This window comes from Microbacterium sp. NPDC060117 (genome assembly GCF_042729315.1).
Taxonomy (GTDB): Bacteria; Actinomycetota; Actinomycetes; order Actinomycetales; family Microbacteriaceae; genus Microbacterium.
This window is the reverse complement of the sequence record NZ_JBHWXR010000001.1, coordinates 891,285-914,533: the sequence shown is the minus strand read 5'-3', so window position 1 is coordinate 914,533 and position 23,249 is coordinate 891,285. Positions and strand designations below refer to the sequence as shown.

The 23,249-nt window shown below is 71.8% G+C and carries 19 protein-coding genes and 1 tRNA gene; 13 read left to right on the top strand and 7 right to left on the bottom strand.

Translation table 11 applies throughout. The annotated features are described in order from the left end of the window. Positions 1-13 precede the first annotated feature (13 nt). Complete coding sequence (locus ACFWCK_RS04120) at positions 14-547, top strand: gluconokinase (protein ID WP_378804699.1); 534 nt, start codon at positions 14-16, stop codon at positions 545-547. Between the two features lie 88 nt (positions 548-635). Further along, complete coding sequence (locus ACFWCK_RS04115) at positions 636-1,424, top strand: GntR family transcriptional regulator (protein WP_378804698.1); 789 nt, start codon at positions 636-638, stop codon at positions 1,422-1,424. 5 nt (positions 1,425-1,429) lie between these two features. Here ACFWCK_RS04115 and ACFWCK_RS04110 read toward each other — a convergent pair whose 3' ends face one another. Beyond that, entirely contained in the window at positions 1,430-2,281 is an 852-nt protein-coding gene (locus ACFWCK_RS04110; RefSeq protein ID WP_378804697.1) for an SDR family NAD(P)-dependent oxidoreductase, read from the bottom strand. A gap of 135 nt (positions 2,282-2,416) precedes the next feature. Between ACFWCK_RS04110 and ACFWCK_RS04105 the strand changes: the two genes are divergently transcribed. Together ACFWCK_RS04105 and ACFWCK_RS04100 are read left to right on the top strand one after the other, a co-directional pair. Then, complete coding sequence (locus ACFWCK_RS04105; protein ID WP_378804695.1) at positions 2,417-3,058, top strand: asparagine synthase; 642 nt, start codon at positions 2,417-2,419, stop codon at positions 3,056-3,058. Between the two features lie 114 nt (positions 3,059-3,172). Beyond that, positions 3,173-3,245, top strand: a tRNA-Arg gene (locus ACFWCK_RS04100). 92 nt (positions 3,246-3,337) lie between these two features. On the opposite strand, the gene ACFWCK_RS04095 is transcribed toward ACFWCK_RS04100, so the two are convergent. Further along, the gene (locus ACFWCK_RS04095) at positions 3,338-4,216 is read right to left on the bottom strand and encodes a LysR substrate-binding domain-containing protein (RefSeq protein ID WP_378804694.1); all 879 of its coding nucleotides are present in this window, start codon (positions 4,214-4,216) and stop codon (positions 3,338-3,340) included. Between the two features lie 103 nt (positions 4,217-4,319). On the opposite strand from ACFWCK_RS04095, the gene ACFWCK_RS04090 reads away from it, so the two are divergent. The 9 genes from ACFWCK_RS04090 to ACFWCK_RS04050 all read left to right on the top strand — a co-directional run bounded on the left by ACFWCK_RS04090 (position 4,320) and on the right by ACFWCK_RS04050 (position 15,327). Continuing rightward, positions 4,320-5,600: an MFS transporter gene (locus ACFWCK_RS04090; RefSeq protein ID WP_378804693.1), complete on the top strand. Its 1,281-nt coding sequence runs from the start codon at positions 4,320-4,322 to the stop codon at positions 5,598-5,600. A 73-nt stretch (positions 5,601-5,673) separates the two neighbouring features. Further along, positions 5,674-6,957, top strand: coding sequence for a glycosyltransferase (locus ACFWCK_RS04085; protein ID WP_378804692.1), 1,284 nt, complete (start codon positions 5,674-5,676; stop codon positions 6,955-6,957). Next, positions 6,954-9,017 carry a glycosyltransferase family 39 protein gene (locus tag ACFWCK_RS04080; RefSeq protein ID WP_378804690.1) on the top strand — a complete coding sequence of 688 codons (2,064 nt, stop codon included), beginning with the start codon at positions 6,954-6,956 and terminating at the stop codon, positions 9,015-9,017. Before ACFWCK_RS04085 ends, ACFWCK_RS04080 begins: the two co-directional genes overlap by 4 nt. A gap of 26 nt (positions 9,018-9,043) precedes the next feature. Beyond that, positions 9,044-9,883, top strand: coding sequence for a response regulator transcription factor (locus tag ACFWCK_RS04075; protein ID WP_378804689.1), 840 nt, complete (start codon positions 9,044-9,046; stop codon positions 9,881-9,883). After that, complete coding sequence (locus ACFWCK_RS04070; RefSeq protein ID WP_378804688.1) at positions 9,880-11,403, top strand: sensor histidine kinase; 1,524 nt, start codon at positions 9,880-9,882, stop codon at positions 11,401-11,403. Before ACFWCK_RS04075 ends, ACFWCK_RS04070 begins: the two co-directional genes overlap by 4 nt. A gap of 59 nt (positions 11,404-11,462) precedes the next feature. Then, positions 11,463-12,965, top strand: a complete 1,503-nt coding sequence (locus ACFWCK_RS04065) for an L-serine ammonia-lyase, iron-sulfur-dependent, subunit alpha (RefSeq protein WP_378804687.1) — start codon at positions 11,463-11,465, stop codon at positions 12,963-12,965. A gap of 56 nt (positions 12,966-13,021) precedes the next feature. Continuing rightward, positions 13,022-13,609, top strand: coding sequence for a TetR family transcriptional regulator (locus ACFWCK_RS04060; RefSeq protein ID WP_378804686.1), 588 nt, complete (start codon positions 13,022-13,024; stop codon positions 13,607-13,609). 213 nt (positions 13,610-13,822) lie between these two features. Beyond that, positions 13,823-14,596, top strand: a complete 774-nt coding sequence (locus ACFWCK_RS04055; protein ID WP_378804684.1) for an ABC transporter ATP-binding protein — start codon at positions 13,823-13,825, stop codon at positions 14,594-14,596. Further along, complete coding sequence (locus ACFWCK_RS04050) at positions 14,593-15,327, top strand: ABC transporter permease (protein WP_378804683.1); 735 nt, start codon at positions 14,593-14,595, stop codon at positions 15,325-15,327. The genes ACFWCK_RS04055 and ACFWCK_RS04050 overlap by 4 nt, the downstream gene beginning before the upstream one ends. Here the strand turns inward: ACFWCK_RS04050 and hrpB are convergent. The 5 genes from hrpB to ACFWCK_RS04025 form a co-directional block, all read right to left on the bottom strand. After that, positions 15,324-17,915: an ATP-dependent helicase HrpB gene (gene hrpB, locus ACFWCK_RS04045; protein ID WP_378804682.1), complete on the bottom strand. Its 2,592-nt coding sequence runs from the start codon at positions 17,913-17,915 to the stop codon at positions 15,324-15,326. The two genes, ACFWCK_RS04050 and hrpB, sit on opposite strands and share 4 nt — an antisense overlap. Positions 17,916-17,987: 72 nt before the next feature. Beyond that, on the bottom strand, positions 17,988-19,592 hold the full coding sequence (locus ACFWCK_RS04040; RefSeq protein ID WP_378804681.1) for an SPFH domain-containing protein: 1,605 nt from the start codon (positions 19,590-19,592) through the stop codon (positions 17,988-17,990). A 126-nt stretch (positions 19,593-19,718) separates the two neighbouring features. Further along, complete coding sequence (locus ACFWCK_RS04035) at positions 19,719-21,065, bottom strand: DUF222 domain-containing protein (protein ID WP_378804680.1); 1,347 nt, start codon at positions 21,063-21,065, stop codon at positions 19,719-19,721. 126 nt (positions 21,066-21,191) lie between these two features. Further along, positions 21,192-21,620, bottom strand: coding sequence for a MarR family winged helix-turn-helix transcriptional regulator (locus tag ACFWCK_RS04030; protein ID WP_233312169.1), 429 nt, complete (start codon positions 21,618-21,620; stop codon positions 21,192-21,194). A gap of 184 nt (positions 21,621-21,804) precedes the next feature. Continuing rightward, a complete protein-coding gene (locus tag ACFWCK_RS04025) occupies positions 21,805-23,193 on the bottom strand; it encodes a DJ-1/PfpI family protein (RefSeq protein ID WP_378804678.1) in 1,389 nt (462 codons plus the stop codon). Between the last annotated feature and the right edge of the window lie 56 nt (positions 23,194-23,249).

Here is a 23,249-nt window from a genome sequence, read left to right as displayed (position 1 = left end):
GAACGGAGCGATGATGACGACGCACGCGGCGCCTCCGACGGTCCTCGTGGTGATGGGGGTATCCGGATCCGGCAAGAGCACGCTGGCCGGAGTGCTGGCCGGGCGCCTGGGATGGGCGCTGCAGGAGGGGGACGACCTGCATCCCGCGGCGAACGTCGCGAAGATGGAGGCCGGCATCCCGCTCACCGACGAGGACCGCCGCCCCTGGCTCGAGCTGATCCGGGTGTGGATCGTCAAGAAGCAGGAGGCGGGGGAGCCCGGCATCGTGACGTGCTCCGCGCTGCGTCGCAGCTATCGCGAGATCCTCGCCCGCCCGGGCGTCGAGTTCGTGCACCTGAAGGGCACCAAGCACGACCTCGCGGAACGCCTCGGGCGCCGCCTCGGGCACTTCATGCCGGCATCGCTGCTGGATTCGCAGCTGGACACCCTCGAGCCGCTCGCGCCCGGCGAGGCGGGCTTCGTCGTGGATGCGGCGCTGCCGGTGCAGGACGCCGCCCAGCAGGTCCTCGACTGGCTCGAGGAGCACGGGACGCCGACGCGGCCCTGACGACGACGGCGATCCCTCCTGCCGAGCCCTGGTTGATGGACTCGGTCCGACAAGGTTCACCCGCACCCGACGGTGCCACAATGGGCCCATGGGGAACGCGGGCAGCGTGGAGCTCGAGTCGGCCAGGGTGGTCCGGCTCTTGCGCGACTCGATCCTGTCCGGACAGCGGCGATCCGGCGACCGGCTCATCGAGCGGGACATCGCCGAAGAGCTCGCCGTGAGCCGGCTGCCGGTGCGCGAGGCGATCCGGCAGCTGCTCGCCGAGGGCATGCTCACCGCGCGTCCCCGCTCCTGGGCCGTGGTCCGTCAGTTCACCGAGGACGACGTGCGCGACATCGCGCAGGTGCGCGACGTGCTGGAGGTGCTCGTCTTCGAGATCGCGGCGCTGCGGCACACGTCGGACGGGATCGCGAAGGTCGAGGCGGCGCTCCAGCGCGAGTTCGCGGCGGCCGGGGTCGGTGACACGGCGGCGGCGCACACCGCGGGGGCGGAGTTCCACCTGGTCATGGCCGAGCTCGCCGAGAACGCGACCGTCAACGAGATCCTGGGCATGATGCGCGGGCGCCTGCTCCTGCTGTTCCGCGACCACGACGACCTGATCTCCATGGCGGAGGACCACGCGCGCATCTTCGAGTCGTTCGCGGCGCGGGACACGGCGACCCTGCGGCTGCGCGTGCAGCGTCACCTGAGGGCGGGCACCGAGACGGCCCTGCGCAAGCTCGCCGAGTACAACGCCGAGACGGCCGCGATCCGTGCGCGCGCCGCGGCCGCGCGCGGGGGAGCCGCGGAGGAGCCCGTGCGCGAGGATGCGGATGCGGCGGCCGACGGCGACGAGGCTCCCGCAGCCCGCCAGGAGGCCTCGGTCGCCGGCGAGTGACACGCTCAGCGCGGCGACATCGGGGTCGTCGTGTCGATCGCCTCGCGCAGCGGGCGCCGCATCGGTCCCCAGTAGCGCACCGGCGCGAGTCGTACCAGCGCGTCCACGAGGCGGGTCTCCCGCCCGATCAGGGTGCGCGCCCGGCGCTGCAACGTGGCGCGCACGATGCGCTCCGCCGCGGCGGCGGGCTCCATGTGGTACATCGCGGCCTGGGCGGCGGCGGCCCGTCCGGCGACCCCGGGGTCGATCGACGAGGCGTAGCGCCCGTGCAGGATGATCCCCGTGCGCACACCGGCGGGATAGATCGCGCCGACCGTGACCGTCGACCCCTCGAGCTCGTGCATGAGCGCCTCAGAGAACGCGCGCACGGCGAACTTCGTCATGGCGTAGGGGATCCGCCCGCCCGGCGAGGCGATCGCGTAGATGCTGGCGATATGGGTGATGTGCGCGGCGGGAGCGCGGCGCAGGGCGGGCAGCAGCGCCTTCGTGATCGACACCGTGCCCCAGAGGTTCACGTCCATCAGCCAGCGCATCTCCTCCATGGAGAGCTGATCGAGGGAACCGAGCATCGAGGATCCGGCGCAGGTGATGAGCGTCTGCAGCTCGGGGTGCGCGGCGGCGACGTCCTCGCCGACCGCGACGACCGCGTCGTCATCGCGCAGGTCGACCGGATGCACCGTCACGGTGGTGCCGGTGGCGCGCAGTTCGTCGGCGACGCGGGTCAGACCCGCCCGGTCGCGGTCGATGAGCGCGAGGTTCGCACCGCGGCGCGCGAGCGCTCTGGCGGTGTCGGCGCCGATGCCGTTGGCGGCCCCGGTGATGGCACTGCTGCGCCCTGATGCGTCGAGAACAGGCAACGCTCCTCCTACCGCTGCGCCCTCGCACGCTTCGTCGCATGCGTCGGGTGGGCGCAGACGCTGGTCCCATCCTGCCGCATCGCCCTGCTCTTGCGGAACGGGAACCGGTACGCTCGATGTCAGGAGGAGGTCGGAGTGGGAAAGAGCGCGGACGCCATTGCCGAGGGCGTGGCGATCGCCACGTCTGCCGCCCGTCTGACCGTCAAGAACCACATCCTCGTGGGAACGATCGCGCAGGGCGGATCCTTCGACGTCGCCAAGTACATGAACGACGCGCACGAGGCGCTGATCGCGCTCGCCGCGGAGTCCGAGGAGGCGGCCGAGCTGGCCAACAAGCTGCGCAAGCGCGCCCACGGCCGGTACTCCGATCCGCACGGCACGCACGACTACCGCGACCGCGATGTGCGCAACCTCAAGCGGCGGGCCAAGCAGTCCTCGGCGGTGGCCGACCGGCTGCGGGAAATGGCCGACGATCCCGAGACGCTGCGGTTCCTGGTGGAGGCGGCGCGCGCCGCCGCGTGGGGCGACGTCGCCGGAAACCTGCAGAGCCGGCTTTCCGTCGAAGCCATGCGCCCGGACGAGGATCCGGACTACGCCACGATGCGCGAGGCCCGCATGCAGGCGCTGCGGCTCGTCGACCTGCAGGCGCTCGCCTCGGATCAGCGCGCGCGACGCAAGAACCGCGAGAAGGTCGACAAGGCGGCGGAGAAGGCCGACAAGGCGGCCGCGAAGGCGGCGGAGCGCGAGGAGAAGCGCGCCGCACGGCAGGTGCGCTGATATCCGCCACGCCCGACCGGTGCGCTCGCCGCGCTCTCGATTCGCGTTCCGCCCCGCCTCTGGGGTATTGTTGACGAGGCCCGCGAGAGCGGGCGGTCTTGTGAAAGACCGGATGCGCCTGTAGCTCAATGGATAGAGCATCTGACTACGGATCAGAAGGTTGGGGGTTCGAGTCCCTCCAGGCGCACACTGTGTTGAGACAGTAAGAAACGGCCCGCTTCGGCGGGCCGTTTCGCTTTTGTCGCGCGGCATCCGCGGTCGAGCCGCAGCCGATCCCCGTCAGCTCTCCGAAGCGCCGGGGAGCTGGCGGGCCTCGCGGGTGTGCGAGTCGATGATCGCCGCGCTCAGCGCCTCGATCGGCGCGCGGGGAGCCGCGGGATCGTCGATGAGTGCGAAATCCAGTGTGTCGAGGTGCGGCAGGCCCAGTGCGGCGTCGGCGCGCACGAGATCCGGGGGCATCATCCCGCCGGGGAAGACGGCGACACCCAGGCCCGCCCGGACGCCGGCGAGGATCCCGGTGATGTCGCGCACCGTGCACCTCGCCTTCCAGCGTCGCCCAGCCGTCTCGAGCGCGGTGACCGCGGCGGCGCGGGAGTGGCTCGGTCGGGGATAGGTGACGAGCGGGACCACGTCGCCCGGGTCGAGTCGCAATGACGGGTGCGCGCCCCAGATCAGCTGCTCGCGCCGGACGACCCTGCCATCCGCGATGCCCGGCTCCTGTCGCACGTAGACGAGGTCGAGCGCGCCGGCGCGCAGGCGCCGGGCGACGGCTGCGGACTGGCCGACGGTGATCTCGACGTCGATGTGCGGGTTCTTCCGGCGGAAGTCGCGGAGGATCCCGGGCAGGTGGGTGAGGGCGAGGTCGTCCGCCGTGCCGAAGCGGACCGTCGCCCGTTCGGCAGGGCCGGAGAAGTAGGCCTGCGCCTCATCGAGCACGGCGAGCGTGCGACGCGCGAAGGCCAGCATCGACTCGCCGCCGTCGGTGAGGCCGACGCTGTGGGTGTCCCGGGCGATCAGCGAGCGGCCGGCCTGCTCCTCGAGTCGCCGGACCCGCTGACTGACCGTCGGCTGACTGATCCCGAGCTGCCGCCCGGCCTCCGAGAAGCTGCGATTCTCCGCCACGGCGACGAAGCACCGCAGCAGATCCGGCTCGAACACGCGCGCTCCCGTCCCTGCAGAATCCTGCTCATTTACAGATCCAATAACAGTTATGTCTCTCATTATGATGAGTGATCGCGTGATCCTCCGTACCGTTGAGGTCATGTCTTCTCTGTCGGGCGTGGATCATCCGATCACCGAGCCGCTGCCGGTGCTCGCGACCCGACCGACCTTCCGCGCGACCTTCGCGGCGCTGAGCGAGGCGAACTTCCGGCTCTACTTCGCCGGCCTCGCGGCGACCTCCGCCGCCGGATGGCTGGCGCGGCTGGCCACGGACTCGCTGATGATCGAGCTCACCGGCGATGTCGGCCTCGTCGCCCTGGTCGTCGCCTCGCAGCTGCTGCCCTCCATCGTGCTCGGGCCGTGGGGAGGCGTCCTCAGCGACCGCTTCGCGCCCCGCCAGACGGTCGTGCTGACCCAGCTCCTCGTCGTGCTGTCGGCGCTCTGCCTGGGCGTGCCGGCGATCCTCGGCACCGCGGGCGTGCCGCTGATCGTCGCCTCGTCGCTCCTGCTCGGCGTCGCCGCGGCGTTCGAGGCGCCGGCTCGGGCCGTGCTGCTCGTGCAGGTGGTCGGTACCCGCGCACTGCCCAACGCGATGAGCTTGAACGCGGCCGTGCAGCAGCTCGCCGGGATCCTCGGCGCACTGCTCACCGCCGGTCTGGTCGCGATCATCGGATCCGGATGGGCGCTCGTGGCGGCACCCCTCGGGCCGCTCGCGGGCATCGTGATGCTGCTCGGGATCCGCCGCTCCGCGCTGCATCCGGCTATCAAGGTCGCCGCTCGGCGAGGGCAGATCCGCGAAGCCATCCGCTACGTGCAGCGCAAGCCGGAGATCCGCACCGCCCTGCTGTTGATCTCGTCGCTCGCGTTCTTCGCCCTCACGGCATCGATCCTGATGGCCTGGGCGGCGAACGAGCGCTACGGCCTCGGCACGCTGGGGTACACGCTGTTCCAGACCGCATCGGCGGTGGGTGCGCTGCTGGGCAGCCTGGTGGCCGCGCGCCGGCGGCAGCTGCGCCTCCGCGACAGCGCGCTGCTGCTCGCCGGCTCGGGCCTGGTCTGGGCGTGCTCGGGCCTCGCGCCCGTCGCCGGACTGTTCGTCGTGGGGCTCGTCGCATCGATGCTGATGCGGACCGCGTTCATGATCGGGAACGACTCGCTCACCCAGCTCTCCGCCAACGGCGCCATCCGCGGGCGGGTGGTGTCGCTCTACGTCGTGTGCATGACGGGCATGCAGGCGGCAGGGGCGCTCGCCGCGGGCTGGGCCGTGCACGCGCTCGGCGGAGAGATCACGTTCCTGCTCGCGGGCGGTGCGCCCGCGCTCATCGCTCTGGCCGTCGCGCTGACCTCGAGGAGCGGGCGGGTGCTGCCGGCTCCGGCGTGAGCGAGGCGGGTCCTTAGCCATCGCATAGCGGTGCCAAAGCGCCCGTCCCGGGGCGCCGCCGAGCATGGATCCCATGACCCAGGATCCGACTCTCGACCTCGACCTCGACCTCGACGTCGTCGTCCCCGTGCACGACGAGCAGGAGACGCTCGCGCAGAGCATCGCGCTGCTGCACGAGCACCTCAGCGCCGAGGCGCCGGGCTCCTGGCGGATCACGATCGCCGACAACGCCAGCACCGACGGCACCGCGGCGATCGCCGATGAGCTGGCCGCCCGGCTCGACCACGTGGTGGTGGTGCACCTGGCGGAGAAGGGGCGGGGCCGTGCGCTCAAGGCGGCCTGGTCGACATCGCCGGCCCGGGTGCTCGCCTACCTCGACGAGGACCTGTCCACCGATCTGCGCGCGCTGCAGCCGCTGGTCGCCCCGCTGCTCAGCGGTCATTCCGACCTCGCGATCGGATCCCGCCTGGCGAGCACCTCGCGCATCGTGCGCGGGGGCAAGCGCGAGTTCGTCTCGCGTTCCTACAACGCGCTGCTGCGCGGCACGTTCGGAGTGCGGTTCAGCGACGCGCAGTGCGGGTTCAAGGCGATCCGCGCCGACGTGGCCCGCCGCCTGCTGCCGCATGTCGAGGACACCGGGTGGTTCTTCGACACCGAGCTGCTGATCCTCGCGGAGCGCGCGGGGCTGCGCATCCACGAGGTGCCCGTCGACTGGGTCGACGATCCGCACAGCTCGGTCGACATCGTCGCGACCGCGACCGCCGATCTGAAGGGCATGGTCCGTGTCGGCACGGGCCTCGCGCGCGGGCGGATCCCCGTCGACGACCTCTATCGCGACATCGGGCGCCACCCGTTCGCCCAGCCGCGGACCCCCCTGATCGCGCAGGTCGTGCGCTTCGGCGTCATCGGGGTGCTCTCCACGATCGCGTATGCGCTGGTCTATCTGGTGCTCCAGGTCGTGATGCCGGCGCAGACCGCGAACTTCCTGGCGCTGCTCGTCACCGCGATCGCCAACACGGCCGCCAACCGCCGCTTCACCTTCGGCATCCGCGGCAGAGCGGGCGCCACGACGCATCATCTGCAGGGTCTCGCGGTGTTCGGGATGGCGTGGGCGCTCACGAGCGGATCCCTCGTCCTCCTGCACACGGCGGATCCGCGTCCGGGAGCCCTCGCCGAGGTCGGCGTCCTCACCGTCGCGAACCTCGTCGCGACACTGCTGCGGTTCGCGCTGCTGAAGATCTGGGTGTTCCGCGATGCCGTGCGCGGACGGGGGGAGCCCGCGCCCGCCGAGCCCGTCGAACCGCTGTCCACCCGTCACCATCTCACCACGCTCGCTCAGGAGGCGAACCGATCATGAACGCATCCGTGGCCGTCGCGCCCGCCCTGCCCGCCCACCCGCCGACCGGACGGGATCCGGTCGCCGCGATCTCCACCGCAGACGCGATCCCGCGCGCCCGCTGGGAGGCACCCGCCTTGGCCGGCGCGCTCCTGCTCACCGGGATCCTGTACGTCTGGAACCTCGCCGCGAGCGGATGGGCCAACGCGTTCTACTCCGCCGCCGTGCAGGCCGGCACGCAGAACTGGGTCGCGTTCTTCTACGGCTCCAGCGACGCCGGCAACTCCATCACGGTGGACAAGCCGCCGGCGAGCCTGTGGGTGATGGAGCTGTCGGCGAGGATCTTCGGGCTCAGCTCGTGGAGCATCCTCGTGCCGGAGGCCCTCATGGGCGTCGCCACGGCCGCGATCATCCTGTTCACCGTGCGGCGCCGGTTCGGTGCGGCCGCCGCGCTGGTCTCGACGGCAGTGTTCGCGCTGACACCGGTCGCCGCGCTGATGTTCCGGTTCAACAACCCGGATGCGCTGCTGCTCCTGCTGCTGACGGCGTCGGTGGCGCTGACGCTGCGCGCGATCGACCGCGGGCAGTTGCGCTGGCTGCTCCTCGCCGGGGTCGCCGTCGGCTTCGGCTTCCTCACCAAGCAGCTGCAGGCCTTCCTCGTGCTGCCCGTGCTCGCCGGCCTGTACGCCGCCTTCGCGGGGGCTCCGATCCTGAAGCGGCTCTGGCATCTGCTCGCTGCGCTGGGCGCGGTGATCGTCTCGGCCGGCTGGTGGGTCGCCGTGGTCGAGCTCGTGCCGGCGTCTGCCCGGCCCTACATCGGCGGCTCGCAGACGAACAGCTTCCTCGAACTCACCTTCGGCTACAACGGCCTGGGCCGGCTCACCGGGAACGAGACCGGCAGCGTCACCGGAGGCGGTGGTGCGGCTGCCGGGGGCGGGGCGGGGATGTGGGGATCCACCGGCCTGTTCCGCCTGTTCGAGAACGAGATCGGAGGTCAGATCTCGTGGCTGATCCCCGCCGCCCTGATCCTCTGCGTCGGCGCGCTCGTACTCATCGGCCGGGCGCCGCGGCGGGATCCTCGCCGTGTTCTGATCGTCGCTCTCGCGGGCTGGCTCATCGTTACGATGATCGCATTCAGCTTCATGGCGGGGATCTTCCACGCCTACTACACGGTCGCGCTCGCGGCCCCGCTCGCCGGGCTCGTCGGAGCATCCGGTGCCGTCCTGTTCCGGCAGCGGGAGCGGCTGTGGGTGCGCATCCTGCTCGCGGTGTCGGCGGTCGTCACGGCCGGCTGGGCCTGGGCGCTGCTGGACCGGGCGGTCTCCTGGCTGCCGTGGCTCAAGGTCGTGGTGCTGGTCGTCTCGCTCGCCGGCGCCGCGCTCGTGCTCCTTCCGCCGCGGTCGCGGATCCTCACCGCGTCGACGCTGTCCGCCCTGCTCGTGGGCGCGCTCCTTGCGCCCGCCGCGTACACGCTCGAGACGGTCGGTGCGGCGCACTCCGGCTCCATCGTGACGGCGGGGCCGACGGTGCAGGGCGGCATGGGCGGATTCGGCGGGCGCGGTTTCGCCGGCGGGACCCCCGGCCGCAACGGCGGCTTCGGCGGTGGCGCACCCGGGGGAACCGGCGGCTTCCCTGGAGGGCAGACCGGCGGGCAGGTGGGCGGCACGGGAACCCAGGGTGGCGCGGGCGGCGCGGGGCGTGGCATGGGTGGCGCGGGCGGTCTGCTCGAGGCCTCCACGGTCGGCTCCGCCATGAAGACGCTCCTCACGGCCGACGCGTCGGCCTACACCTGGGCCGCCGCGGCGATCGGCTCGCAGACCGCAGCCGGCTACCAGCTGGGCACGGGGGCGGCCGTGATGCCGATCGGCGGATTCAACGGCAGCGATCCCTCGCCGATGCTCGCCCAGTTCCAGGCCTACGTCACGGCGGGACGGATCCACTACTTCATCGCCGGCGGGCGGATGGGAGGATCGAACGGCGGCAGCGACGCGTCCTCCCAGATCCAGCAGTGGGTCGAGGCGAACTTCACGGCGAAGACCGTCGACGGCGTGACGGTCTACGACCTGACGGCGCAGAATTGAACCGGCAGGGGCGAGGGGAGCAGATCATGGCCGATGCCACGACCGAGTCCGGATCCGCCGCGACGTCGATGCCGCTCGGACTGCCGCCGGTGGTGCGGGCCGACGGATCGCCGGCACGCGCGCTCGTGGTCGACGACGAGCAGGCGCTCGCCGCGGCGGTGGGCGAGTCCCTGGGAGCCGATGGGTGGGAGGTGCGGATCGAGCACCGCGGCCGGAGCGCCCTCATCGCGGTGCGCGAGTTCCAGCCCGACGTGGTCGTGCTCGACATCATGATGCCCGACATCGACGGGCTCGACACCCTCGAGCGGATCCGTGCGATCCGGCCCGAGATCAGGGTGCTGTTCCTCACGGCGCTGGACAGCCACGACGACCGCATCGCAGGGCTCCGCGCCGGTGGCGACGACTACCTCACCAAGCCCTTCGCGATCGCCGAGCTGCAGGCGAGAGTACGGGTGCTGGCCCGCAGCGCCGCGGCGATCGCCCGGCCCGCCGAATCGCAGCTGCGGGTCGGCGACCTCGCGGTGGACAAGGGCGAGTCGACGGCCGAGCTCGCCGGATCGCCGCTCGAGCTCACGCCCACCGAGTTCGAGCTGCTGCTCCTGCTCGCCAACAACGCCGGGCGGGTGCTGCGGCGGGCTCAGATCCTCGAGGCGGTCTGGGGGTACGACTTCGGCACCGAGTCGAACCTCGTCGAGGTCTACGTGTCGAGCCTGCGCCGAAAGCTCTCCGCGTCGACGGCGCTGAACCTGGAGACCGTGCGGCTGGTCGGCTACGTGCTGCGCGTCGCGGACGGTGCGGGCGGCGGTACGGTCCCGGTCGACGGTTCCGGTTCCGGTTCCGGATCCGGTTCCGGGGGAGGCGCATGAGACGCCCTCGCAGCCTCCGCCTTCAGGTGGTGCTCATCGCCTCGGCCCTGGTCGCGGCGGTGAGCATCGTCGTCGGCGTGGTCGCGGTGCTGTCGCTGCACGACTACATGCTGGGTCAGGTCGATGCGCGCCTGAACGGCGCGGCCGCGCGCGGGGCCGACATCGCCGGGGGCCGGGGGCCGGGTTCGACGCCCGGCTCGACGCCTCAGAACACCCCGGGACCCACCCCGGCGCCGACGCCGCCGGCCACGCGCCCCAACCGCGACGACGTGGTCGGCGCACCCGGCCAGTCCGCCGGCACGATCACGGCGATCTTCCGCGACGGCACGTTCGAGATCGGCGGCTGGATCGCATCCGACGGTGTGCGGCACGACCTCACCGCCGCGCAGAAGAAGCTCCTGGCTACGCGCCTCCCCACCGGATCCGCGGATCGCACGGCACCGGTCACCCTCGACCTCGGCGGCTCCCTCGGCGCGTACCGGGTCGCCGGGCGCACGACGCCGACCGGCGTGGGCGTGGTCACGGCCCTGCCGCTGGAGTCGGTCACCGCCGTGACCGGGCGGTTGACACTCGTGGTGGCACTGGTGGGCATCGCCTGCATCGTGCTCTCGATCGCGGCTGCGGCGGTCGCGATGGGCCGGGCGCTGCGCCCGCTGCGCCGCGTCGCGCACACGGCCGCCGCGGTCACGGCGGTGCCGCTCGATCGGGGCGAGGTGAGGCTCGCCGAGCGCGTCGAGGCGCGCGACATCGCCTCGACCGCCGAGGTCGGCCAGGTCGGCGCCGCTCTGAACGACATGCTCGACCACGTCGAGAACGCCCTCGCGCAGCGCGAGGCGAGTGAGTCGACCATGCGGCGCTTCGTCGCCGACGCCAGCCACGAACTGCGCACCCCGCTCGCGACGATCCGCGCCTACGCTCAGCTCTCGAGCCGATCCGACGCCGAGGAGCGGGAGGTCCGCGGCAACGCGGCGCTCATCGATGTCGAGGGCGTGCGGATGGGGGCGCTCATCGATCAGCTGCTCGTGCTGGCGCGCCTCGACGCGCTGCCCGAACTGGCGCGCGACGAGGTCGATCTGCGGCTCCTCGTCGCCGAGGCCGTGCTCGCGGCCCGCCTCGCGGGCCCTGACCACGCATGGGTGATGGAGCTCGGCGAGGATCCCGCGCTCGTGCGCGGCGACGCGGCGGATCTGCGCCGTGTGGTCGACAACCTCCTCAACAACGCCTGGGTGCACACGCCGGCCGGAACCACCGTGCACGTGCGGCTGGATGAGGTGCGGACCGGGCACGAGGTCGGATCCGTGCGCCTCACGGTCTCCGACGACGGACCCGGCCTGCCCGCTGCGGCGCGGGAGAGCGTGTTCGAGCGCTTCGCCCGCGGCGAGACCTCGCGCTCGCGGGAAGGCGGAGGCACCGGTCTCGGCATGGCGATCGCACGTGCCGTTGTCGAAGCCCACGGCGGTGTCATCGCGATCGGACCGGGCCCCGGCGCGACGTTCGTGGTGACGCTGCCCGCCGTGTGAACGGCGTTGCCGTCACCGGACGCGGATCCGGGAGCCTCCGCGCGGATTACGCTGGAGGGGTGACTGCGTACGTCTCGGCCTTCGATCTGTTCTCCATCGGTGTAGGACCTTCGAGCTCCCACACGGTGGGCCCGATGCGTGCCGGCGTCGACTTCGCCGCCCGGCTCGCCGCGGACGGCACGCTGGACCAGGTGGCCCGCGTCACCTGCTCGCTGTACGGATCCCTCGGCGCCACCGGCCTCGGTCACGGCACACCCGACGCGGTCGTCGCGGGCCTGCGCGGCCTCACTCCCGAGACCTGCGATCCCGCGGACGTGCGCCGCGCCTGGGCCGATTGGACCGACGGATCCTCACTCGCGCTGAACGGCACGCACGACATCGTGTTCGCCAAGGACGACATCACCTTCGAGCCGCGCACGCGCCTGCCCGGCCACCCCAATGCGATGACGCTGCGCGCCCTCGACGCCGACGGGATCCATCTCGCGCAGGAGACCTACTACTCGATCGGCGGCGGGTTCATCCGCCGTGACGGCGAGGAGGCAGGACGCTCCCTGGGCAAGGCCGCCTTCCCCTTCGCGTACAAGGACGCCGCCTCGCTGCTCGAGCTGTGCGACGAGAACGGGCTGACCATCGCCGAGCTCGCGCGGCGCAACGAGACCGCACTGCGCAGCGAGGAGGAGGTCGCGGCCGGGCTCGACGCGATCTGGACCGCGATGGCCGCCTGCGTCGACGCGGGCCTGCACGCCGAGGGCACGCTGCCCGGCATCCTCAAGGTCAAGCGTCGCGCCGGTGCGATCCGGGAGCAGCTGGACGAGGTCGAGTCCGACGGGCACCCCGCCGTTCCCGGCGAGTGGCTGGGCGCATTCGCGCTCGCCGTGAACGAGGAGAACGCCGCGGGCGGACGCGTGGTCACCGCCCCCACGAACGGCGCCGCCGGGATCCTGCCCGCCGTGGCGATGTACTGGTGGCGCTTCCTCGCCGACTCCGGACTCGGCGCGGGCAATGCGGTCACCCCGTACGGGGAGCTGGTCGGCAGCGCCCTGCTCGGCTTCGGCGCGGAGGCCTCGCTCGTCGCGGTCGGTGCGCTCGAGGATCCCGAAGAGCTCGCGGAGGCCAACCGTCGTCGCGGCATCCGCCGATTCCTGCTGACCGCGACCGCGCTCGGATCCCTGTTCAAGGCGAATGCGTCGATCTCCGGCGCTGAGGGCGGCTGCCAGGCCGAGGTCGGATCCGCGTGCGCCATGGCCGCGGGCGGGCTGACCGCCGTGATGGGCGGCACGAACCGGCAGATCGAGAACGCCGCCGAGATCGCCATGGAGCACCACCTCGGGCTGACCTGCGACCCGATCGGCGGGCTCGTGCAGATCCCGTGCATCGAGCGCAACGCGATCGCCGCCTCCACGGCCGTGACCGCGGCCCGGCTCGCGCTGCGCGGCGACGGCCAGCATTACGTCTCGCTGGACGCCGTCGTCGAGACCATGCGGCAGACCGGCCTGGACATGTCGACCAAGTACAAGGAGACGAGCGAGGGCGGCCTCGCGGTGAACGTCATCGAGTGCTGAGCCGAGTTCTGAGCCCCGGGGGCGCGCCCTGTGCGCACCCGTCGTAGGGTGAGCAGATGAGCACGACGCGTCGCCGCGGGCGCCCCAGAGGGGAGTCCGGATCCCGGGAGCGGATCGTCGTCGCCGCGGAGCACGAGTTCGGCGAGAACGGCTACGACGGCGCCACGATCCGCGCGATCGCAGCGCGCGCGGAGGTGGACTCCGCGCTGGTGCACCATTACTTCGGCGCCAAGGCGGATCTGTTCGCGGAGGTCGTCGGCATCCCGCTACGCCCCGATGTGGACGTGCCGGCGATCGTGCAGGGGCCCCGCGACGAGGTCGGCGAGCGCGTGGTGCGCTACGTGCTGGAGGCGTTCGAGCGCCCGGACGTGCGCCGGCGCGGAGTGACGATGATCCGCGTCGCGCTCGGATCCAAGGCGATGTCGCCCGTGCTGGTCGGCTTCCTCTCGCGTGAGCTGATCGGCCGGATCACGGCGCTTCTCGAGGTGCCCGATGCCGCGCTGCGGGCCACGCTCGTCGCCTCTCAGATGGCCGGGCTGATCGTGACGCGGTACGTGGTGCGGCTGCAGCCCATCGCCGATGCCCCGATCGACGAGCTCGTCGCGCGCATCGGACCGACGATCCAGCGCTACCTGTTCGACTGACTCGGCCTTGCGCCCCGCCTCGGGCTGGGGTCGTTGAGCGAGGACGCCGCAGGCGACCGAGACGAAACGGGGCGATCGTGCGGGGCGCCGCGTTTCGTCTCGCTCCTCGCTGCGCTCGGTGCTCGCTCAACGGCCCCGGGGGCTGCACGTGTCGGTGCGCGCAACGACCGTAGACCCTTGACCCTCGCCCCTCTCGGATCCATAATTCATCACATGATGAATAACGCGGTGGTGATCGACGGGCTGCACGTGCGGCGCGGCCGGCACGACGTGTTCGACGGCCTCGCGCTGACGATTCCCCGCGGCGAGGTGACGGGGCTGCTCGGCCCGTCCGGCTGCGGCAAGACGACGCTCATGCGCGCGATCTTGGGCGTGCAGCGGATCCGCTCCGGGAAGGTCGAGGTGCTGGGGTTGCCCGCGGGATCCGGCGCCCTGCGCCACAGGGTCGCCTACGGCACGCAAGGCGCCGCCGTGTACTCCGACCTCACGGTGCGGCAGAACCTGCGCTACTTCGCCGCGGTGCTCGGGGTCGACCATGCCGACGCCGACCGTGTCATGGAGCAGGTCGGGCTGACCCCGTACGCCGGGCAGCGGGTCTCCGCACTCAGCGGCGGACAGGCGAACCGGGTGTCGCTCGGGGTCGCGCTGCTGGGCTCGCCCGAACTCGTGGTGCTCGATGAACCGACCGTCGGGCTCGACCCGGTGCTGCGCGCGGAGCTGTGGGACCTGTTCCGCCGGATCGCGGAGGCCGGCACCACGATGATCGTCTCCAGCCACGTGATGGACGAGGCGCTGCGCTGCGACCGGCTGCTGCTCATGCGCGAGGGGCGGATCGTGTCCGACACGACGCCGGCCGAGCTGCTGGCGGACACGGGCAAGACGGATCCCGAGCAGGCGTTCCTCGTGCTCATCGCCCGGGACGAGGCCGCGGAGAGCGGTGCGCAGCCGCATACCCGTCGGCAGCAGCGTGAGGCGGCGGCATCATGAACCCGCGCCGGCTGTTCGCGACGGCGGGCCGGGTGCTCGCGCAGCTTCGTCACGACCCGCGCTCGATCGCGCTCATGGTGGTCGCGCCGAGCCTGCTGGTGGGCCTCTTCGCCTGGCTCTTCACCGACACCAAGGGCGTGTTCGACACGTTCGGCGGAGCGATCCTCGGCCTTTTCCCGTTCATCGTGATGTTCCTCGTGAGCTCGATCACGACCCTGCGCGAGCGGCGTTCGGGCACGCTCGAGCGGCTCATGACGACCCCGCTCGGCAAGGCCGACTTCGTGCTCGGCTACGCACTCGCGTTCGGGCTGATGGCGGTGCTGCAGGCCGTCGTCACGGTCGCGTTCGCGGTGTACGTGTGCGGGCTCACTGTGGACGGGCCGCTCTGGCAGCTCGGGCTCGTCGCGGTCGTGGACGCGCTGCTGGGCACCTCGCTCGGACTGCTCGCGAGCGCGTTCGCGCAGACCGAGTTCCAGGCCGTGCAGTTCATGCCGGTGCTGGTGTTCCCGCAGATCATCCTCGGCGGCCTGTTCATGCCGCGGGACAAGATGCCCGACGTGCTCTACACGATCTCCGACTGGCTGCCGCTCAGCCATGCGATCGACGCGATCCAGGCCGTGACCGCGGGCACCGGGGATTGGGACCTGTGGCGTCCGGTGCTGATCGTGGCCGGCTTCGCCGTGGCGTTCCTCGTGCTCGCGCCGCTCACGCTGCGCCGACGCACGTCCTAGTCGCGCGCGGCGCGGTTCTTCGTGTGCCGGGTCGGCGCGGCCCGCCAGGGGTCCTCCGGCCAGGGATGCTTCGGGTAGCGCCCGCGCATCTCGGCCCGCACCTGGGCATAGGGGCCCGACCAGAACGACGCGAGGTCGCCGGTCACGGCGAGCGGGCGCCCGGCGGGGGAGAGCAGGTGGAACAGCACCGGGACACGTCCTCCGGCGAGCCGCGGAGTCTCGGCCCAGCCGAGGCACTCCTGCAGCTTCACCGCGACCACGGGGCGGGCGGCGGGGTCGTCGTGGGGTGGATACTCGATCCGGATCCGTGATCCGCTCGGCACCTCCAGGCGCTCGGGTGCGAGCGCGTCGAACTCCGCGGCGGCGGGCCAGGGCAGCAGCCGGCGCAGCGCCGGGCCGAGGTCGATCCGCGCCGTCGGGGTTCCGGTCGCGAGTGCGTCGATCTCCGGGCCGAGCCAGTCGTCGAGGGCGGCGGTCAGCGCGGCGTCCGAGACGTCGGGCCATCCGGATCCGATCGCGTGGTGCAGCAGGGCGAGCCTGCGGCGCAGCTGATCCGCCGTCTCGGACCAGGTGAAGACGTCGAGGCCGTGCGTGCGCAGGGCGCGCCGCACCGCGTCGCGGCCCTCTTCCGTGCTCGGCCGCATCGGCACCGATGAGCGCACGATCGCACCGATCCGGCGTTCGCGGCGGGCGACGACCCTGCCGTTCGCGAACTCCGCTTCGACCCGGTCCGTGACCAGGTGGTCGGCGGCCTGCTCGGCCTGCGCCTCGGTGATCGCGGCGGCCGCCCGGATGACCGCTCCTGATGCGCCCGCCACGCGCCCGGAGGCGCGTGCGACGTCGGCGACGGCCAGCCACTCCACCTCCGCCAGTGGCGGCCGCACGCCGGCGCGGGTTCCGGAGGCCAGGAGGAACGTCGCCCCGTCCGCCGTGCGTTCGACCCGACGGGCCACACGTGCGGGGAAGGCCAGAGCGATCACGAGTCCCGCCTGGTCGACCCCGGTCTCCGCTGACGGAGTCCGCGGCGACGGCGCGGAGGACGGCGTGGATGACGGCGGCGGGATGAAGCGCCGCAGTCGGTCGGCCTCCCGGGACCAGCGACGTGATTCGAGTCCGCGGCCGTTGCGCAGGGTGATGATCGCCGCCGCCACATCCGCTTCGGGCACGCGCAGGTCTCCGCCGAGCAGGGCGACGACCTCGGAGGCCAGCCGGGCGCCGACGAGGCGGCCGCCATCGATCAGCGCCCGTGCGAGGCGCGGGTCGACGGGGATCCGGGCGAGCGCGCGTCCTTCGTCGGTGGCGCGGCCGTCGGCGTCCGTCGCGCCGAGATCGTGCAGTACGCGCTGCGCCTCGGCGAGGGCATCGGCGGGGAGCGGATCGATCAGGCGCAGCCCCGCTCCGCCCGGTGCACCCCAGCACGCCAGGAGCAGCGCGGCATCGGCGAGGTCGGCCGTCGCGATCTCCGGGGCGGGCCGGGCGGGCGCTGCCGCGTACGTCCGCTCGTCGAGGCAGCGGATGACCGTGCCCGGCCCCTGGCGGGTGGCGCGGCCGGCCCGCTGCACGGCGGAGGAGCGGGCGGCGCCGGTGGTCACCAATCCGCTCATGCCGCGGACCGCGTCGCGCTGCGGGAACCGGGACAGGCCGCTGTCGACCACGACGCGAACCCCCGGCACCGTGAGAGACGACTCGGCGAGCGAGGTGGTGACGATGATGCGCGGCGCTGCGGACGCGTCCCGGCCGCGGATCACCGCGTCCTGCGCCGCGGCCGGGATCTGCCCGTGCAGTTCCCGGACGTCGAAGCCTCGCTCATCGTCGCGCAGGCGGCGCGCGATCTCGGCGACCTCGCGCGCGCCCGGTGCGAACACCAGTACGTCGGCCGAGGGGTCGTCGCGGGCGAGGTCCCGTGCGGCCTCGGCCGCGGTGCGGGCCACGTGGTCGAGGAAGCCCCGGGTGACGCCGCGCTCGTCCAGTCGCGGCACGGGGCTCGGCGCCCAGCGCTCGGTGAGCGGATACGCGGGGACCGTGTGCTCGACGACCGTGGCCGGCGTGTGGTCGTCGCCGATGACGGCGGCGATCCGCTTGGCCTCGAGCGTGGCCGACATCGTGACGAGGGTCAGATCGTCACGCAGCTCGCGCACCTCGCCGAGCAGCCCGATCAGGAGGTCGGTCTCGAGGGCGCGTTCGTGCACCTCGTCGATGATCACGGCATCCACGCCGTCCAGACCGGGATCGTCGAGCATCCGGCGCAGCAGCACGCCCGCGGTCACGAACTCGACGCGGGTGTCGCGGCTCATGGCGCGTTCGCCGCGGACGGTGAAGCCGACCCTGGTTCCGAGCGGGGATCCGTCGAGCTGTGCGAGCCGGCGTGCGGCCGCACGGGCCGCGACGCGGCGCGGCTGCGTGACGATCACGCGGCCCGGCGCGCGGGTGGCGAGCAGGGGAGGGATCAGCGTGGTCTTGCCGGTTCCGGGCGGCGCGCTGATGACGACCGCGGTTCCGGCGTCGAGCGCCGCGGCGACCTCGTCGAGCGCGGCGGCGAAGGACAGCCCCATGCCGATCGAACGCAGGTCGAAGGGCGTGGCGGTCATCCGTCCAGTCTGCCGCGAAACGCGAACGGCGCCCGGACCCCGAGGGATCCGAGCGCCGTCCGTCGGGTGGGACTACTCCGCGGCCTCGGCGGCTTCCTTCGCGGCGGCAGCGCGCGTGGTGGGCGCGGACGCCGGTGCGGTCGGCTGGTGCGACTCGGACTGGGCGAGGCCCGCTCCGAAGCCGCGGCCGACAGCCTGGCCCTGGATGATGCCGGCGAGGTCGAGCCCGGTTGCGGCGTGGACGCTGTCGAACACGCTGCGCAGGGCCTTGGCATTGTCGCCGCCGACCACGCTGGAGGCGCCGTCGTCGCCGGATCCGCCGATGATCGACACATTGCCGATCGTGGAGTATCCCTTGGCGAACTCGGCCATGATCGATGGCAGCACCTCGAGCACGCGCTGCGAGAGGAACGCCTCCTGGTTCGACGCGATGGCCTTCGCCTCGGCCTCGACGGCGGCGGCGCGGGCTTCTCCCTCGGCGCGGATGGCGTCGGCTTCGGCCGTGGCACGCACGCGGCGGGCCTCGGCCTGCGCATCGGCCTGGGCGCGCAGCGAGGTGGCCTCACCCGTGGCCTTGGCGACCGCGGCGGCCGCCTCACCGTCGGCGCGGGCCTTGTCGGACTGCGCCTGCTGCTCGGCGATCCGGGTGGACGCCTCGGCCTGCTTGACCTGCTCGATCGCGGCGGCCTCGGCGGCGCGCTCGCGGGTGTAGAGCTCGGCCTGGGCGCGGGTCTCCGCCTCGTAGCGCTGGGCGTCGGCGACGCGCTTGACGTCGGCGTCGAGCTGGGCCTGCTTGTTCTCGGCCTGCTGCTGCAGCACCGCCTGCTCGGACTGCGCGCGGGCGAGCTGCTCTGCCTGCTCGGCCTCTGCACGCGCCCGCCCGACGCCGGCTGCGGCGTTCGCGGTGTTGGTGTCGAGCGCGGTCTGCTCGACGAGGTTCGCCTCCTGGTTGGCGATGTACTTCTGGTTGATCGCACGGTCGGCGTTGGTCTGCGCGATCTCGGCGGCCTGACGCTTCGCCTGGATCTCCGGCGCGCCGAGCGACTGGATGTAGCCGACCTTGTCGGTGATGCCCTTGATCTGGAACGAGTCCAGGATGAGGCCCTGCTCGGCGAGCTCCTGCGAGACGTCCGCGGCGATCTGGTCGGAGAACTTCTTGCGCTCCCGCATGAGCTCCACGACCGAGAGGGTCGCGACGATGCCGCGCAGCGCGCCTTCGAGCTGCTCGGTGGTGAACTGCTCGATGGCCTTGTCCTGGGAGGCGAAGCGCTCGGCGGCGCGGCGCACGAAGATCGGGTCGGATCCGATCTTCACGATCGCGACGCCGTCGACGTTCAGCGTGACGCTGTCGAGCGACTGCGCCTCGGCGTTCAGCAGCACCTGGCGCGAGCGCAGGGAGATGATCTCGTGGCGCTGCGTGATCGGGTTGACCAGCGACTTGCCGTTCACGATGACGGTGACCGGCGACTCGGACATCTCGGAGCTCGTGGATCCGTCAGGCAGCAGGGTCGCGCGCTGCACCTTCTGCTTGCGGCCCGAGATCACCAGCGCCTCGTCGGCGCGGGCGACCTTGATCCAGCTGCGTGCGAGCAGCAGCACGACGAGAAGGACGATGACGACGCCGACGATCGCGGCGCCGATGATGATGAGCAACCCGACGAGGGCGGCGGGGTCCATATGCACTCCTGTGTTCTCCGGTCGCCCTGGGTGAGGGCGTCACGAACGACTATGCCAGAGCCTATGAAGCAGCCGTGAACGGTGGTGGGCCGCGCCGTCGGGGCGCGGAGTGATTCCCGACCCCCCTCAGGCCGCGAGGTCGAAGCGTGCTCTGCCCCCGAGCCGTGGTGTGCGGCCGGGATCGACGTGAGGGGGCGGGATGAACCAGACCCGGCTGCGCTTGCCCTTGCCTTCGATCCGGATCTCCCAGTCGTTGTCGTGGATGCGATGGTGGCAGCTCTCGCAGAGCAGGATCCCGTTCTCGAGGTCCGTGGGTCCGGCGTCGCGTCTCCACCAGCGGATGTGATGGGCTCGGGTCATCGACGGCGGCAGCCCGCACATCGCGCAGCCTCCGTCGCGCTCGGCGAGGGCGAGGCGTTGTGCGGTGGTGAAGAACCGCAGTCGCCGGCCGTAGTCGAGGACCTCGCTGTCCGTTCCGAGCACGCAGGGGATGATTCCGCCGCTCGCGGCGAGCTGTCGGGCGGCGCCGATGCTGAGCGGCAGATCGGATCCGTCGATCGTGGCGTAGCCGGTGCCGTCGGTGAGGTCGTTCAGGTCGACCCGCACCACCACGGTCGCACCCGCCAGAGCGGGGGCGTCGTTCTCGCAGCCGAGCGCGTGGGCGCAGATCGCGCTGAGCGCCTCAGCGCGCAACGCCGCGACGGAGCGATGGTCGACATCGGACGCGTCCGGGTCCAGCTGACCCTTCTGGGCTGCGAACAGCGCCGACACGTATCCGTTCACAGCGGCGACGATCGGGGCCCCGTGAGCGGCGTCGAAGTCGCCGTCGAGATGGATCCGGCCGTCGCGCTCGTAGAGGGACAGCGTCTGGCGGTCACGCTGATCCTGTTCGCGCGGGGCGACGCCATCCGGGTCCAGCCACGCCTCGGCGCGGGTGACCAGCCGACGTACATCGTCGTGGGACAGGCCTGCAGCCCTGTCGACCAGCAGCTGCTCGGCTTCGATCGTCCGCGTCGATCCGATCTTCAGGCGCACCCTGTCGAGAAGCGCGATGATCACCGCGACGGCCTGAGCGCTCAGCGCACCGGAGGAGAGGGCTTGCTGCGCCGCCGGGTACTTCGCCGGCACCGGTTCCCCGACCAGGTTCGTGCGCGGTGCCGTCGCTTCGCCGACCTTCACCAGTCGTGATGCGTCGCCCGTGGTCGCACCGGTCGTCGTGGCGATCAGCTGTGCGGCGTTGCGGAACCCCTGCTCCTTCGCCATCGACTCCGCGCCCAACTCGGTGCGGGACTCATGAGCCACGCAGGCGGCGACTTCGGCGAGCATCGCGCCGGATCGGCGATGCAGAAGCCCGAGTGCCTCCGTGACAGCCATCAGCTGAGTGCGCGAGAGCGCACCCGCCTCACCGGCGCCACCCCACACCTCATCGAGATGCTGCAGCGCCTCGTGCAGGGGATGGAGATGTCCGGTCATGCATCGATTCTACGCCGGGCGACAACAAGATTCAAACATATATACGAATCTGTGGACAAGTCGCCCGCTCTTGAGTGTGTGAGGAATGAGTGCTGAAGGAGCTATCTTTCGCACCTTTGACCGAAGTCAGCGCTTGCGCAGCTTCTCCGCCAGCGTCGTCAGTGTGCGCAGTTCCTCGTCGTCCAGGGTCGACATGCGCTCGGCGATGGAGCGTCCGTGCGCGGTTGCGAGCTGGCGGAAGGCGCGCCTTCCCGCTTCCGTCGCGTGCACGAGGGATCCGCGTCCGTCCTCCGGATCCGGGCACTTCTCGAGCAGTCCGCGAGCGACCATCCGGTCGACGAGTCGCGAGACGCTCGGCTGGCTGATCAGCATGTTCGCCGTGACCTCGCGCAGGCGCGCCGTGTGGGATGCGCAGCGGGTGACGGTGAGCAGCACGTCGTACTCGGCTGCCGAGAGTTCGGCGCCGTCGAAGTCGGTCGACATCTCGGTGAAGATCTCGTGCTGGGCGCGGAAGAGGGTCTCCCACGCGGCCAAGGCCAGCTTCCGGTCGCTCATCGCCTCAGGATATCCGCCCGCGCGGACAGGGGGCCGCGCGCAGTAAAGGCCGGTCGGAGAGGCTCCCGACCGGCCTTTGTCCCTTGCACCAAGAGTGTCCTGCAATCACATGCGGTGAGAGCCACAGCAAACTTTCACCGTGCGATCACTGTATAACGGCGGGGTAACGAATGCAACGGTTTGGTCACGGTCTGGGTGGATTCATAAGAAGGGATCGACTGTCTGGTGTCGTCGGGGATGCGCCGCGCCGCCGCATCCGGGAGATCGCCCCTGGGAGGAGCCCGACAGCCGCGCCCACGACCACCGCGAGGATCGCGAGCACGGTGACACGGGTCGGGAATCCGCCGCCGGCGGGCAGCGCCGGGAGCGGGTACTCGATGTACTTGGCTGCGGTCGTGGCGACGGAGCGCCCTTCCGTACGGGCGATGTCGGCAAGCACCGGATCGAAGCTGGTGTTGCCGCCATTCGCGGTCGCGGCGGGAACGAACACGGGCACTCCGGGTGCGGCCTGGGTGAGCTGTGACGACGTGACGCCGGGGATGACGAGGCGGTCGATGGGACCGGCGTCGGTGATCGGGGTGGCGAGCAGTGTCATCCCGTGGCGGGTGGTGACCTCGCCCGTCTCGGCGACAGGGATGACGTGGGCGGTGAACGCGGCGCCGCCGTACAGCTCGGCGGCGGCGGCGACGTCGATCTCGTCGACGCCGGGAGTGAGGCCGAGGCCGTAGCGCGGTTGCCCCCAGGGGAGCGTGGCGCCGAGCACGTACGGGTAGTCGGCCGGTGAGACGGTGTTCACGGGAATGTCGGTTCCGCCCTCGGGCTGCCAGTGGGGATATCGGACGTCATCGGCGATGCGCACGGCCTCTGCGGTGCCGGCGAGCCGCTGTACGACGTGCAGGCTCGCGGCGATGCCGGAGCTCACTCCGGCGGTGGTGAGGACGTTTCCGTCCTCGACCCAGCGCTGGCGACTGATCCAGGTCGTCTCCGGATGAGTCGCCCTCATGTCGTCGAGGTCGGACCAGAACGAGGTGGCCCTGCGTCCGTCGAGTACGGCGGTCTCGACGAGCACTCGGGCGCCGGCGCATACCCCCATCACCGTGCGGTCCGAGGCGTGCGCGGTCTCGATAAAGGCCCGAAGGTCGGCTTCCTCGGTCGCAGCAGGATCGCTGATCGCCGGGACGACAACCAGATCCGGAAGGGTGAGCCGCCCCGAGGCGTAGTCCTCGTACGCGGCATCCGGCACGACGGTGAGCCCGCCGGACAGTGCGACCGGTGCGCGGGACGAGGAGACCGTGCGGACGTCGAACCGTTCCGAGGCTGCGAAGACCCCGTACGGGCCCATCGCATCGGTAGCGACGGTTCCGTGTCGCCCCAGCAGGACCGCCACCTTGATCCGGTCGCCCTGCGCCGGCTCGGTCGTGCTCGCCGCGGTCGGCGGGCGCGTGGGCTCGAGGGCGGAGAAGTCGCGAGCCATGGTCGTGGCGAAGCCGGCTCCGGCGATGCCGGCGAGGGTGGCGGCGCCGAGGACGAGGCCGCTGACCGTGAGGAGGGCGCGACGAAGGACGGTATGCATGCAGGGCTCCGGGAGAAGAGAAGAGAAGAGAAGAGACGGGGAAGAGGGCGAGCGCG